A 14,447-nucleotide genomic window follows, 5' to 3' on the forward strand; every position below is an offset into this window, starting at 1 on the left:
GTCCCGATTATTGAAGTTCTGCCAAAAAGCTTGTTCCGTGTTCAGGCAGCTTCACACCAAAGTTATCTGCTATTGTCGCTCCGATATCCGCAAACGTTTTACGTACCGCAAGCTCCTTACCTCCAGCTGCAAAACGTGGGGAGTACACCAACAGAGGCACATATTCACGTGTATGATCCGTTCCCCGATACGTCGGGTCATTCCCGTGGTCTGCGGTGATAATCAGCAGATCTTCATCCGTCATTTTAGCGAATACCTCCGGCAGACGGGCATCATAATCGTCCAAAGCCTGGCCATATCCCTGCGGATCACGGCGATGACCGTATACGGCGTCAAAATCGACCAGATTCAAGAAGCTTAACCCGGTAAAATCTTCATCCAGCGTAGCCACCAGCTTATCCATACCGTCCATATTGGACACGGTGCGCACAGCTTTCGTCACACCCTCGCCGTCATAAATGTCGGAGATTTTACCCAATGCAATCACATCCAGGCCTGCATCCTTAAGCTCGTTCATTGTGGTACGACCAAACGGCTTGAGCGCATAATCATGGCGATTGGAGGTGCGGGAGAAGTTCCCCGCCTCTCCTACGAACGGACGCGCAATAATCCGGCCCAGCATGTACGGGTCTTCCAGCGTGATTTTACGACAGAACTCGCAAATCTCATAAAGCTCCTTCAAAGGTACAACTTCCTCATGCGCCGCAATTTGCAGCACCGAATCCGCCGATGTATAGATGATGAGCGCTCCTGTTTTCACATGTTCTTCGCCCAACTCGTCAATGATTTCCGTTCCGCTGGCAGGCTTGTTGCCGATGACTTTGCGGCCCGTATGCTCCTCAATGCGCTGAATCAGCTCATCCGGAAAACCATCAGGGAATACGCGGAAAGGAACCGCAATATTCAAGCCCATGATTTCCCAGTGTCCGGTCATTGTATCCTTACCGTTGGACGCTTCCTGCATTTTGGTGTAATACGCCAAAGGTTGCTCAGCGGCTTGCACCCCTTCAATAGAACGAATATTGGACAGACCGAGCTTACCCATATTCGGCATGTTCAGACCGCCGCGTTCGCGGGCAATATGACCCAGTGTATCTACATCGTAATCATCAAACTGGGCAGCATCCGGCGCTTCGCCGATCCCCACAGAGTCCATAACAACCAAGTGAATCCGTTTGAATTTAGACATGATGAAATTCCTTTCCTAACTCGCTGTTTTTTTTACAAAAACAACCCTGCAATCGTTGCCGACAGCACGCTAACCAGCGTCGCGCCGTACAACAGCTTCAGACCAAAGCGGGCCACCACATTCCCCTGCTTCTCATGCAGACCCTTCACAGCCCCGGAAATGATACCGATGGAAGAGAAGTTTGCAAAAGATACGAGGAACACCGATACGATCCCGATTGTGCGATCCGACAAGCCCGTTTGCTTGGTCAGATCCAGCATCGCCACAAATTCATTAGACACGAGCTTGGTGGCCATAATGCTGCCCGCCTGAACCGCTTCGCTCCATGGAATCCCCATGACAAAGGCGATAGGCGCAAACACATAACCAAGCAATGATTGGAAACTTATTCCAAGCGCCCAGGAGAAAATCCCGTTAACCATGGCAATCAGCGCCACAAAACCGATCAGCATCGCAGCTACCGTAATGGCGACTTTGAAACCGTCCATAATATACTCCCCGAGCATTTCGAAGAAGGACTGCTTCTCTTCCTCCTGAACCTCCAGCAAATCATCTTCCTTCTCAATCTTGTACGGATTAATAATCGAAGAGATAATAAAGCCGCCGAACAGGTTCAATACCAAAGCAGTAACCACATATTTGGGGTTCAACATTTGCATGTAGGCTCCCACAATCGACATGGACACCGTAGACATCGCAGACGCACACAGCGTATATAGTCGATGCTTCGGCAGGAGACCAATTTGCTTTTTAACGGAAATAAACACCTCGGATTGACCCAGAATAGCCGAAGCTACAGCGTTGTAGGATTCCAGTTTACCCATTCCGTTTACTTTGCTCAAGACAAGCCCGATATATTTAATAATAAAAGGCAACACTTTGACATATTGCAAAATCCCAATCAGCGCGGATATGAACACGATCGGCAGCAGTACACCGATAAAGAACGGCGCCGCCCCTTCATTCGCAATCCCGCCGAATACAAAGTTAATTCCTTCCATAGCATATCCAATCAGACTATTAAACCCTTTTGCAAAACCTTTGACCAGAATTTCACCAATTCCTGTATTCAGCAATACAAAAGCCAGCGCCGCCTGTAAAACAACCATAACGACCAGCGGACGATACCTGATTTTACGTTTGTCACTGCTGGCAACGTAAGTAAGTGCAAATACAACGAGCAGCCCCAACAGAGCGATTACATATTTCATTTTAATTTCCCCCTTATTACATTAAGCGCTTACATTACCCATAAAAAGAATGCGCCCCGAAAGAGGCATTCTTTTTTTATTTCCCCAGATCAGCAGGTCGAAAAGCACCCGGCAGTAGTTGGTCCACCGTCCACTCTTCCGTGTTGCCATGAAGGTTGGTCAGATACACTTTGGTATCTGGTTGAGCAAATTCGGAAATCACCTGACGACAGGCTCCGCATGGAGACACAGGCCCTTCCGTATCTGCTACAATCGCAATGGCATCAATTTTACGGCAGCCTTCGGATACCATTTTAAAAATTGCTGTCCGTTCCGCACAATTGCATAAGCCGTAGGAGGCATTTTCCACATTACATCCTCGATAAATCGTGCCATCGCTTCCGAGAACCGCAGCACCGACCTGAAAATTCGAGTACGGAATATATGCCTGTTTACGCGCCTCAAGCGCTTCCTGAATCAATTGATCCTTCATCGCAAATCCCTCCATGACTTTAAAATGAACTTAGTAGGAAGATGTAGACTGCTCACCCTGGATGATTGTCACACCGGAACTTGCACCAATACGGCTTGCGCCAGCTTCCACCAATTTCTGTACGTCTTCCAGACTGCGTACGCCGCCGGAAGCCTTAACACCAATCTCAGGTCCTACGGTTTTGCGCATCAAAGCCACGTCTTCCGCAGTAGCTCCGCCTGTAGAGAAGCCTGTCGAGGTTTTCACGTAATTAGCTCCTGCTTTGACGGACAGCTCGCAAGCCAGTACCTTTTCTTCATCTGTCAGCAAGCATGCTTCAATAATTACTTTTACCAGTGTACCCGCGGCTGCTTCCACGACTGCACGGATGTCCTGCTCAACGAGCTGTAAATCACGCGCTTTCAAAGCGCCTATATTAATAACCATATCAACCTCAGTCGCACCGTTAGCAATAGCATCCTTCGTTTCGAACGCTTTCGTTGCCGACGTATTGGCTCCCAACGGGAAACCGATAACGGTGCAAATGTTCACGCCTGTTCCTGCCAGTTGCTCTGCGGAGTAAGCTACCCAGGCCGGGTTCACACATACGGAAGCAAACTGATATTTCTTCGCCTCAGCGGTCAATTTCGTAATTTCATCCTTCGTCGCGTCTGCGCGCAACAATGTATGATCGATCAATCCTGCAATGTTCATTCTTTAAGCGCTCCTTCATTGGAAAGATAGTATGAGGACTAATGTCCTTTACTTCTCTGTGATAAGACCATCATAGCACGGCATTGAACATATGTAAAACACATTTTGAAATTATGTTCAAGCCTCCGCATAAGACGTTTACCCACAGTTAAATTACCCCATAGGCGCACGCCAAAACTGTATGTTTAGTCTGATTAATGCAAAATGATCTACTGTAAAAGTGCCTGTGCCGTAAACTGATCTGTCACCAAAATATTGGCATACTTACCACGGAGCGATGCCCGGATAGCCTCAACTTTGCGCTGCCCTCCAGCTACGAGAATCGCCTTCTCCTTCTTACGCAAATCAGGCAGATCAATGCCAACGGTGCGGCTGTTAATTTCCTGACTGCATATATTGCCCTCATCATCAAAAAAGCGTGAGCAAATATCGCCCTTGCCGATTTTCTGTAACAGCTTCTGCTCCTCATGGTTAAAATAGCCCAATCTGAATAGCAGCGCATCCTCCTTGACCGTACCCACCGTAAACACGGCAATGTTCGCCTGCTTGCCAAGCTCAATGATACGCTGGATATGCCGATCCTCCTCGACCATTTTCTTGACGGCTTGACTGTCAAAAATCACAGGCAACGGCAAATACCGTGCAATCGTGTGAAAGGCTTCTGCGAACAAATTCACCGTCTCCACGGCATACGTGTTGACATGTGAATGGCTTACGCCTCCTTTGAGCTGAACGACCTCGACGCCCTTAACCTGCTTTTGCTGGAGATGAAGCGCCACCGCATGCATCGTCGTTCCCCACGTCACTCCAATAATATCCGCATCTTGCACCATTTCATGCAAATAATCGGCAGCTTTTTTGCTAATATGCTTCTTGATCTCCTGATATTCATTTAACGGCGAATAGCAGACCAGAACGGTATCCAGCCCGTATTTCTTCTTGACCTGCTCTCCGAGCGCATCCATATCCTCCATCGGATCAACAATACTGATTCTCACATAGCCCTGTTCCTTGGCAGCTTGAAGCAACCGCGATACCGTGGGACGCGATACCCCGAGTCTGACTGCAATTTCTTGCTGGCTATAGTCGTTCAGATAGTATAATCTGGCTGCCTCGATACTTAGTCGCTGCTTTTCATGATCCATTCTACTCAACCCGCTTATCTTAAAATGTAGTGCCACCAGACGTCATACCTTGGCCATTTGGAAGATTTAACTGCTATTTTGTGATATTCTGTGAATAGAACCTGGCTACATAGCACCTTCAACTTTAGCTTTCCATTTGTTAAAACGCAATAGTTACCCCATTTTACCGTCACTTCACAACCTGTGGTAGTCTTATCTGAAATGTAAGGAGAATTGGCCTATGTCCGAATTTATTGTGTGCAGATTGGCGAGCAAAACGTTCGCTTTAAACTTTGTAGAAGTGGAAGAAGTCATGAATGCCAAGAAAGGAACACCGCTTCCTTTTTCCGAGTCATGGCACGAAGGAATGGTCACCATTCGCGGTGACGTATTTACGATCCTGAATTTGCGCAAAAAACTGCTGCTCCCTGCTTCAAGCGAGTCCTCCGAGGACAAAATGATTTTGCTCAGCCGGGCAAAAATTGCTCTGCTTGTCGATCAGGTAGAGGATACCGCTTCCGTGGAAGACAACCAGTTGAAAAGCAATGAGGAAGAGTGGCAGCGTGAACTGTTTCCTACTGTTCTGGAGCATCAGGGTGCTCTCGTTCCGGTGATCGATATGGACGCTTTCCTCGCTTCGACCAAGACGAATTAAGCGTATTGATGTAAAATACCACCCAAAGCTTGAGCCGTCTCGCGCTCATCTTTTGAGTGGTATTTTGCGTTAAGGGGCGTGAAACCTACCGCTATCCCTCTATACGGTCCCCTATCCGTCCTTCATGTGAACCAGCGTGTTCAACTGTTCCAGCAGCGTATTCCCGCCAGTCAGTGAAATCGTACCAATCTTCTCACAGATTTTTTCCAGAAACTCCAGCTCTTTGAGACGGTAGAGGGTGGCATTTTCGTCCATCAGCTTGGCGGTATTCAGCAGACTGCGAGTAGATGCTGTCTCTTCGCGCCGTGTGATGAGATTGGCTTGAGCCTTTTTCTCTGCCAGCAGCACCGTGTTCAAAATATCCTTGATGTCCCCAGGCAAAATGATATCCTTCACCCCTGCCGACGTAAAAGCGACCCCATATTCGTCGCTTTGCTCATTCAGTCGGGTCAAGACATATTCCGCAATTTCCTGCTTCATTTTCAGCAAATCATCCAGCTTCATCGTTCCGACATACTCACGCAACACCAGTTGGAGCATAATGTACATTTGCTCCTCGAATGCCCGGAATTCCAAGGCACGCAGCGGATCAACAATGCGATACTGACAGACGAAGTTCAGGCGCAGTGTGATTTTGTCCTCTGTCATGATTTCCTGCCCCATCAGGTCCATCTGCTGCTGTCGCAAATCTATCGTTCTGATCTCCGTGTTCACCGTCGACATCCAGAAATAATATTTACCCGGCTTCAGCTCGCCTTGCAGCACGTTATCATAATACAGGAAGCCCAGCTCATAGCTTGCCACCTGAAGCGCCTTCCAGAAGCCCTGTGTCTTGGCCAAAAAGGCTTGCCCCAACGCCTTATCAATCGCAGGCTGCCGGGTATCCGCATGAACAAAACGATGCTCCTTGAGCACGTTCCAGAAAGCATATTTACCAGCGGGCAGCAGCTCCACGAACCGATTATCCTCATAATGCAACACATATTCATAATCCTCTACATCGACGACACTCAATTGCTCCAGCAGAACGGAATCCGTCAAAAACAAACGAATATCGTGATCCGGTACAAAAAATGGTTCAGCAACATTCAAAATCTCAACCGTTTCCTGCTGAAATGTCTTCAATACGTAAGTCCCCGGCAGCAGCAATTTGTAATAGCTTCCCTTTTTAAACAGCAGCCCGCGCTCATCCGATTTAATCGTTATTTTCTTAAACATCGTATCACTCCTAATCGTTAAAATCCTCAGCTTAAAGGTATGCTTCTTTCTATGTATTGGCGGCTCCGCGGTCCATTTGATCTTCTGATCGCTGTTGCCCCTGAATTTTTAGAATTGATGAACCCCTTATAGGGTTAAAATTCAGTGGCAAAGGCGAACGCTTCGCTTCTTCAGATTCAAATGGACCGCTCCGCTGCTACCCGCCTTAAAATCAACATACTTTTAAAATGAGGATTCTTCATTTTTATTCGTTGCAGTAGGGTTAGTGACCCTTGCAGAGCATCCCACCAGGGTGGTGGGCGGGGCCAAGCTTGAGGAAAAAGGAAGGTTCCGCCTGTTCCCGTGTTGCGAGGATGGAATTCATCAGTCCAACTTCGACTGTAAATTCGCACTCCCGAAGCCTCGGGGCCTGTCGGCGCTTGCTCTCTCCGGTATCCGCTGGCCGCATAGCCACCTCCCGACTTCTGTCATGTGGACCAGATATGGGATACTCATTAGGGTCTTTGTAGTGGTTTTTTTCGATTTTTTGATACTCTACCATGAGTCGCGTGGAAGGCGATTGGGATTCGAACCCTAATTTGGTGGATACATCAGATTTACAGGATACCTCACCCGATCAGGCAGGCACTGCGGGACCATTTGAAATCCTCACCTCGGTAATATCTTTCTGTATCAGCCTTTATCATTATCACGCACACCCGCACTCACGAACATGGCGAAAGTATTACGACTCCATAAAAAAAGCAAAAAAAGACACTAAAACGTTCGTTCTGATTTTTTACATTTAATTGGTTATAATCCATGCGTATAATAAAAAAATTGCATTGACACATGTTAATATTTGGACAATAATTTTAGGATAGTTATAAATTTTGGATTTTTTGTATGAAGGGTGGTTATGACTTGGAACATACACCTACGATTTTAGCGGAGTTGGAAGATTTTATGAAGAAAAACGATTTGACTGTAGCAGAATTAGCAGATCGTTCAGGCGTACATCAAAGAACGCTTAATACTTGGGTTACTAAGCATCGCCCTGTGGCAATACATCAACTGGATCGAATCACGCTGGCTATGGGATTGCAAGAAGGTTTTTTTTACGAACGATACATAGATCATTACATCATCGAACGTTCCCCGGATTGGCGGCGAATTGAACCGGTATTGTATCGCTGTGCTGAACTGGATAAGCTGGAAGCGATTCAACGTATAGTTGGACACATCATGGACAACCTGCTCTATTCCCCGAAGCTGTTTGATGCAGCAGAAAAGCTATTCGCACAAGGCCGGCATGCTGCTGCGTTGTGGCTCTATAAAGGGGTTGCAGAGGCCGAGAAGTACCAGCACTCTGAACGCTTGGCAATCTGTCAGTATCGCCTGTTTACGATTCAGATTGGAGACGATAAGAACCAAAATCTCAAGGCCGCTACGCGATTTGAACCCTTTGTCGAACGTTTGGACGAGATAGAGCAACTGGACGCGCTAAAAGATTTGGCGAATGTGTATCGTTCTTTAGATGAATGGGACAAGGTTGATGAAACGGCGAGAAAAATGAAGGAGAAAGCGGAAATTCAATATACGCTGACAAATCAGCAGAAGAAGAGGAAGCGTGAGGAGCCTGCTAAGAAGCTGAGTCGTCCCCTGTTTGTGTACATCACCTATGCTGATCTACTGTGTGCTAGGGTCTGTGATGCTCAAGGCAATTATGACCAAGCACTACTGTTTACATTTAATTATGCTAATTTAGATTGGGTCGTAGAGACGGATGAGGACACTCAGCACTGGGTCAGCCTGTTCAAGCACTGGGCACAAGCTAATACTATGGTGAATAAGCTTTTATCTGGAGATATAAGTGTGCTACATGATTATGTTGAATATATTAGTGCATCTTCTGATACAACTGAAGAAGACCGGATTGTGCAACTTTTGAATATTATGCTAGCGGCTAACCGATTCCATGTAGATGTGGATGATGTTCTTTCACGTTTTGAACTGGACATTAATTCCTTTGCTCAGCTACCAGCATCTGCTGATATGTATACGCAACAAGTCTTACCGCATTATCTTGTGCATTTTGGTTATGAGTTGGCCTATTACTATTTATATAAAGGGATGTATAGTGATGGCTTTAAACATTTGAAGTCTGCCACGCTAAAAGCGATTATACTAAATAACGAAACTTATTTTATAAACTGTTTGGGATTATTCGAGCATTTTAAAGTCTACGCGATGGATGAAACAAAGGTAGAGTTTTCAAAATTCATTGAAAAGGTGTGGTTAAATAATGTTAAAAAAAATGGTGCTGCTGATCGTCGCGGCTAGCTTTTTGTTTATTATAACTGTACCTGTGCAGTCGAATAATCATGATCAGGGTATCCAACCTCTTGAACAACATGGAGGCGCTTAAACCGATAGGAACAAGAGAAATCCTCGCCGACCCGTTATGAACTAATCCCATAATTGTAATACATTTAGTTTAAACTGCCACAGGAGGACTGTAGTCGGTATTCTACCGGGGACAGTCCTTTGAGCTTTTCTTTAGCTTCACCCCATAAGACATTCACCCTATGAGTTATTTATCCCATTAACCATTCACACTAATAAATATTAAGTGACTCTTCGCTCTACTGGATGGGTAAAGCAACTAGAGTAAAGTCATAGGTTGGACTAATCCTAGAAGGAGCAAACGGAACATGACTAAAAAAGCAAGACGAACCTTTAGTGCTGATAACTCTGATCTTAATCATTTTTTATGTGTTGGTCCAATTTACTTGCATCTAATCATTAACCGTCTTGAATTTCATGAAGGTTATTCTAACTTTGTATCCAACCACATTTACCTTATGGAAAATTTTCCACTTCGGTATTTTGCTTGAGGGTTGCCTACTCCATACACTCACTTTTAGTGACTTCGATACTTCCTAAGTTGCTTCAAGTTATTTTGCTCCCCAATCTTGGGGAATCAGAATTATACAGCCAAAGCTTCTACGAAAATTTCGGGGAACTTTGAAATGATTTAGGTTCATTCGCCAAAGTTGGCGGTTGAGAATTACATATCCCAATGTGGACAAAAAAATCCATATTGAAAACACGAACATATACGATAGTTTTGATAGAAATATCAATAATATAGCTAAACATCAATATAGCTAAACATCAAATTGACGACTTGCTCAAACTGGTCGATTATTTCGATAGGTTGGAAATTATGCGATGTCGCACGATTTGAATATAAAAATATCCAGTCACCGCGAATAGGGGGTAACTGGATAGTGAAATTGATGTTTTATATGGTGTGGACATTCTTCTTCACAACATAAAATTCGCTTACATTAATCTAAGGTTGATAGTTTATTTAGTAAGTTTTATGAAAGCTACCAACCGTAGAGTTATACTTGGCAATATCAGATGGTAAATGTTTTTTCAATATTTTTTTTGAATTATAACCCAAAAAAGGAGATAGTCATGAAAAAATATGGAGTAGCAATTTTTATAGTAATAATACTTGCAACCGTTTGGATGCTTAGTAATTACACTAAAAGTCATACTCAAAACGAAGTATTCAACTATCTTGTAAAAATTCAAGGATACAAACCATCTGAAATTTATTCAGTTGAAACTCAAATAGGTAAAGCTCCCTTAGTTAGTACACAAGTTATATTCAAGGACGAAACAAATGCAAGGTATTTTTATAAAAAAGAGCAAGGTAAAATTATTCAGTATAGCCAAGCCCCCGTTAAAGGAGTAGATGATGGGGCGTATAGCTATAAACATAAAGAAAAAAAATCAAGCTAACTAATCAAGTCTCTTCGGTATTCGACATGGGTAAAATAGACTGCGATTTTATATGGAGAGGCGCTGGTTAGCATAGCGAAGAGCCAAAAAAGAATCCTCCAGGCTTTTTAGCCCTTCAGATCCTCAATCTTCGAAGTCTTTAAATCTTTTCGCCCTTCCCATACTCCACCCACATTTCGGAAAAATGAGTTGCTTTGTGGCGGGTAGTAGCGGAGCGGAGGGGTTGAATCTGGAGGAGCGTGAGCGTTCGCCTTTGCAGTGGGATTCTTACCTCTACATGTCTTATACAATCCGAAGAATCCCGCTGCAACAGCGATCGGAAGATCAACCCCTTCGCGGAGCCTCTCTCCCACCCACAACCCCACTCATTTTTCCCGCCCAAAATACCCTTCTATCTTCCAGTCCACGCCGACCTGCGTTACGCTCAAATCTTGTAACGCTACTGCATCGCTCATGGCGGACACCCCTTCTCCCCCGAGAAAGCCCGGTGCTCCACGCCCTCCAACCAGCTTTGGCGCAATGTACAGTACCAGCTTGTCAGCCAGTCCTTGCTGCACGAACGAAGCGTTCACCTCGGCCCCGCCCTCCACGAACACCGAAGATACCTCCGCTGCGCCCAAAATATCCAGCATTTGCGGCAGGTTGACCCGATCACTGTTTTCATCCTGTGTCGGATACACCTTTACACCCAACTGTTCCAGCTGATTCCGCTTGTCTTCATCATAAGCACGTCCTGTAAATATCCAGGTAGGTGCCTCACCATCTTTAATAACACGTGCATCCAAAGGAATACGTAGCGTGCTGTCCAGAATGATGCGAATCGGATTCCGGCCTTCCGGCAGACGAGTAGTAAGCTGCGGATTATCGTGAATGACTGTCTGTACACCGACCAGTATCCCTACATGCTCGTTACGAAGGCGATGCACATCTTCCCGTGCCACTTCGGACGTAATCCATTTGCTTTCCGAGGTCCGGGTGGCGATTTTACCATCCAGCGTCACCGCTGATTTGATCGTGATAAAAGGACGCTTGCTCACGATATATTGGTTAAACACTTCATTCATGCGGGCAGATTCCTGCTCACATACCCCAGTGATGACCTCAATGCCCGCATCCTTCAAGATTTGTACCCCTCTGCCCGAAACCAGCGGGTTCGGATCCAGCGCTGCAATAACGACCCGACGAATGCCAGCCTTCACAATCGCTTCCGCGCACGGGCCTGTCCGTCCATGGTGGGAACACGGCTCCAGCGTCACATAAATCGTCGCTCCCTGAGCATGTTCACCCGCCATACGCAAAGCATGAATCTCGGCATGTGGCTCGCCGGGCTTCAGATGAGCGCCGATCCCGACGATGCGACCGTTGTTCACAATGACCGAGCCGACGAGCGGATTCGGTTCTGTTTGTCCCTTGGCACTTTTGGCATTTTCCAGCGCCAGGCGCATATATTTCTCGTGAGTGGTCATAGAACCTCCCTGAAATCGAAATCCCGCAAATGGCCGGACCGTTCCACCTTCGTATTCAAATAGCGTTCATTATATTGCGACACATCGCCCCACAGCGGCATACGTCCTGCCACATTCATACCGGATTGCTTCAAAGCCTCCAGCTTTTTAGGGTTATTTGTAATTAAGGTTACCGGTTTTTGTCTCAGATGACGGAGCACACTAATCGCATCCGCATAATCGCGAGTATCATCTTCAAAGCCCAATTGGTGGTTGGCTTCAACGGTATCCATGCCTTCCTCCTGCAAAATGTAAGCCATCGCTTTGCTGAACAAGCCGATCCCGCGGCCCTCATGGTTTGCCAGATAGAACAACGCACCCGTTCCGTGCTCAACAATCATTTTCATGGACTGGTGAAGCTGAAATCCGCAATCACAACGCTTGCTACCAAAAATATCTCCAGTATGGCAAATGCTATGCATACGAACAAGCGCATTTTCCGACTGTTGAAGATCGCCGTACACCAGTACGCTCGATTGTTGCCCCTCTGCCAAATTCAGTGTGGACAAACGCTTCACAATCGTGTCAGCGGTGGCATTCATCAAGTCCTGACGATCTTCCTCATCCCGTACAGGCAACCAGCAATACCATTGAAAAACAACCGTTTCCCCTTCCAAATTGACTGGCAGCTTAATCGGCCCTACCAAAATCGTCGAAGATTGCTCCCCGCGAATCGTTTGAATTTTATCATTAAGTAGCGTAGCTACGTCTTTTTGGTTCATCTCTCTGCACCATCCTTTATATAAGCTTACTTCTATATAATTTGATTTTCCGCTTGTAAAAAATGTTCATGAAACGTGGATTCCATCGTAAGCTGTCGTTCCTGAAGCTCTGTGACAGTCTGCCGCCGCCCGTCTTCGAACGCCTTTAGGCCCGCTGCAGTATATCCACCCTCCTGACGCAAACGAAGAAGCTCACTCGCCAGTACATCGGCATCCTTCAAGGCTGCGTTCAAGCCAAAAGCTCCGGTAGGTGTCATGGTATGCGCCGCATCTCCAATGAGGACCAGTCCGTTCCGCGACCACGTATCACTGCGGCTGCTGAAAATATCCAACGGTACGAAGTCCTTCCACGAACGAATGTGATCATGCACGTTATGCTCCAGATCGGGAAATGCATCTGCCAACAGCTGTATGAACGGTTCAAACGACTGCTTAAACAAGGCAGGAAAGCTGCCTTCATCTACGTTCCAGCCAATTTGAATATAGCCCTCAGCCTGCGAAAATAAAGACAACTGCCGCCCGTTGACCAATGCCAGACGTGTGACAGGCTCCCATCCGGCAGGTGCCATAATTTTGGCCCACAGCAGATCATAGCCGTGTCTGATATTCGTCACTGGCATCTGCGCCAGCTTGCACACGGTCGAATAGCGACCATCTGCCCCGACAATAACAGAGCTGCGAATCGTAACCTCATCGCCGTTCTTATCGCAAGCGATCAAGCCTGTGTAGCCCTGCTCGCTATCGCCTTCCAGCGCAGTCACTGTCGTGCCCGCCAAATAACGAAAGGACTCATACGTAGCCGCCTGCTTGAGCAAAGCGTCCAAAAAATGAGGCTGTGGAATATGGACCCCTACATTACCGACCGCTGGCTCAATCGTCTTCACCTGCTGCTGATGCTCCCAATATTCGATTCTCGTCGAAGCGAGGATGTAGTCCTCATGAATTTGTTCGAGCAGCTTATGCTTTTGGATCACTTGCTGACCCTCATCATTTAAAATTTCGCCGCGAAAAGCCTTTCCCGCCACGCTCTGCCGCTCAACCAATATCGTCGAAACACCTTGCTCCGCCAACAAACAGGATAACAAGGCCCCGGCTGGTCCCCCTCCAACTACGCACACTTCACATTCCAGCTTCATCTGACTTCCCCCTGCACCTAAACCATGACCTCAACAATTAGTCCGTTCCTGTCAATTTAATTGCATCGTTATAATATCAAATTTTAAGCATTTTGCAACAGTCCCAAGAGCGATTTCAAATCAGCAATATATAGATCGAAGCGGTTTAGTTCGTCTATCTATTGTACTTTCGAGCGTTGGGAATCGAATGATGCAAAATACTATATATACGTCCGTATCGAATCCAGCAAGTTACTTTATGTAACAAAGTATATTTATATCATTCGATTTCGTCAAGTAATAAATTTATGTAAAGTAAAATCATTTACTTTTAACAGTAGATCGTTAATAATAGGAGCATGAGGTGATCACATGAACATACCGCAAATGTGCCCACGGTTTGAAAAAGCTATGGAGTTACTGAGCAAGCGTTGGACGGTGTTAATTGTATTTCAGCTAACTAACGGTCCGCAACGTTTCGTCGCTATTGAGAATTCAATTCCCAATTTAAGCGGGAAGGTCCTTTCCGATCGCTTGAAAGAGCTTGAGGAAGAAGGCATTATACTACGTATGGTCTATCCCGAAAAGCCTGTTCGGATCGAATACTCCCTTACGGATAAGGGACGCGATCTAGCTCCATTGTTTGATCATATCGGCACTTGGGCTACCCGCTGGGTTGAAGTTTTGCCAGCAATTGAGCAGTAATAACCTGAGTTAAACCGACACGGACTCAGACTGCTAACATGCC

13 protein-coding genes are annotated in these 14,447 nt (G+C 46.1%); 4 read left to right on the forward strand and 9 right to left on the reverse strand.

From position 1 onward, the window contains the following. Positions 1-7: 7 nt before the first annotated feature. The 5 genes from deoB to QD47_RS02065 form a co-directional block, all read right to left on the reverse strand. The gene (gene deoB / locus QD47_RS02045) at positions 8-1,189 is read right to left on the reverse strand and encodes a phosphopentomutase (protein ID WP_044644557.1); all 1,182 of its coding nucleotides are present in this window, start codon (positions 1,187-1,189) and stop codon (positions 8-10) included. A 32-nt stretch (positions 1,190-1,221) separates the two neighbouring features. Next, positions 1,222-2,400, reverse strand: a complete 1,179-nt coding sequence (locus QD47_RS02050; RefSeq protein ID WP_044644558.1) for a NupC/NupG family nucleoside CNT transporter — start codon at positions 2,398-2,400, stop codon at positions 1,222-1,224. A gap of 76 nt (positions 2,401-2,476) precedes the next feature. Next, positions 2,477-2,872: a cytidine deaminase gene (locus tag QD47_RS02055; RefSeq protein ID WP_044644559.1), complete on the reverse strand. Its 396-nt coding sequence runs from the start codon at positions 2,870-2,872 to the stop codon at positions 2,477-2,479. Positions 2,873-2,902: 30 nt separating this feature from the next. Further along, entirely contained in the window at positions 2,903-3,565 is a 663-nt protein-coding gene (deoC, locus tag QD47_RS02060; RefSeq protein ID WP_044644560.1) for a deoxyribose-phosphate aldolase, read from the reverse strand. 209 nt (positions 3,566-3,774) lie between these two features. After that, the gene (locus tag QD47_RS02065) at positions 3,775-4,710 is read right to left on the reverse strand and encodes a sugar-binding transcriptional regulator (RefSeq protein ID WP_044644561.1); all 936 of its coding nucleotides are present in this window, start codon (positions 4,708-4,710) and stop codon (positions 3,775-3,777) included. 220 nt (positions 4,711-4,930) lie between these two features. Between QD47_RS02065 and QD47_RS02070 the strand changes: the two genes are divergently transcribed. Then, positions 4,931-5,344 (forward strand): chemotaxis protein CheW, encoded by a 414-nt coding sequence (locus tag QD47_RS02070; RefSeq protein WP_044644562.1) that lies wholly within the window; start codon positions 4,931-4,933, stop codon positions 5,342-5,344. Positions 5,345-5,455: 111 nt separating this feature from the next. Here the strand turns inward: QD47_RS02070 and QD47_RS02075 are convergent, their stop codons facing one another. Then, the gene (locus QD47_RS02075) at positions 5,456-6,562 is read right to left on the reverse strand and encodes a slipin family protein (RefSeq protein ID WP_044644563.1); all 1,107 of its coding nucleotides are present in this window, start codon (positions 6,560-6,562) and stop codon (positions 5,456-5,458) included. A 903-nt stretch (positions 6,563-7,465) separates the two neighbouring features. Here QD47_RS02075 and QD47_RS02085 point away from each other — a divergent pair. Together QD47_RS02085 and QD47_RS02090 are read left to right on the forward strand one after the other, a co-directional pair. Continuing rightward, positions 7,466-8,884 carry a helix-turn-helix domain-containing protein gene (locus tag QD47_RS02085; RefSeq protein WP_044644612.1) on the forward strand — a complete coding sequence of 473 codons (1,419 nt, stop codon included), beginning with the start codon at positions 7,466-7,468 and terminating at the stop codon, positions 8,882-8,884. Between the two features lie 1,143 nt (positions 8,885-10,027). Then, the gene (locus QD47_RS02090) at positions 10,028-10,357 is read left to right on the forward strand and encodes a DUF3139 domain-containing protein (protein WP_044644564.1); all 330 of its coding nucleotides are present in this window, start codon (positions 10,028-10,030) and stop codon (positions 10,355-10,357) included. A gap of 365 nt (positions 10,358-10,722) precedes the next feature. Here the strand turns inward: QD47_RS02090 and ribD are convergent, their stop codons facing one another. The 3 genes from ribD to QD47_RS02110 are packed head-to-tail and all read right to left on the reverse strand — an operon-like array spanning position 10,723 to position 13,720. Next, positions 10,723-11,823 (reverse strand): bifunctional diaminohydroxyphosphoribosylaminopyrimidine deaminase/5-amino-6-(5-phosphoribosylamino)uracil reductase RibD, encoded by a 1,101-nt coding sequence (ribD, locus tag QD47_RS02100; RefSeq protein ID WP_044644566.1) that lies wholly within the window; start codon positions 11,821-11,823, stop codon positions 10,723-10,725. Further along, positions 11,820-12,584: a GTP cyclohydrolase II gene (locus tag QD47_RS02105; protein WP_044644567.1), complete on the reverse strand. Its 765-nt coding sequence runs from the start codon at positions 12,582-12,584 to the stop codon at positions 11,820-11,822. The genes ribD and QD47_RS02105 overlap by 4 nt, the downstream gene beginning before the upstream one ends. A gap of 32 nt (positions 12,585-12,616) precedes the next feature. Further along, positions 12,617-13,720: an FAD-dependent monooxygenase gene (locus QD47_RS02110; RefSeq protein WP_044644568.1), complete on the reverse strand. Its 1,104-nt coding sequence runs from the start codon at positions 13,718-13,720 to the stop codon at positions 12,617-12,619. A gap of 351 nt (positions 13,721-14,071) precedes the next feature. On the opposite strand from QD47_RS02110, the gene QD47_RS02115 reads away from it, so the two are divergent. Then, positions 14,072-14,404, forward strand: coding sequence for a winged helix-turn-helix transcriptional regulator (locus QD47_RS02115; protein ID WP_044644569.1), 333 nt, complete (start codon positions 14,072-14,074; stop codon positions 14,402-14,404). The last annotated feature ends 43 nt before the right edge of the window (positions 14,405-14,447 follow it).

The organism is Paenibacillus terrae (assembly GCF_000943545.1).
GTDB classification, from domain to species: Bacteria; Bacillota; Bacilli; order Paenibacillales; family Paenibacillaceae; genus Paenibacillus; species Paenibacillus terrae_A.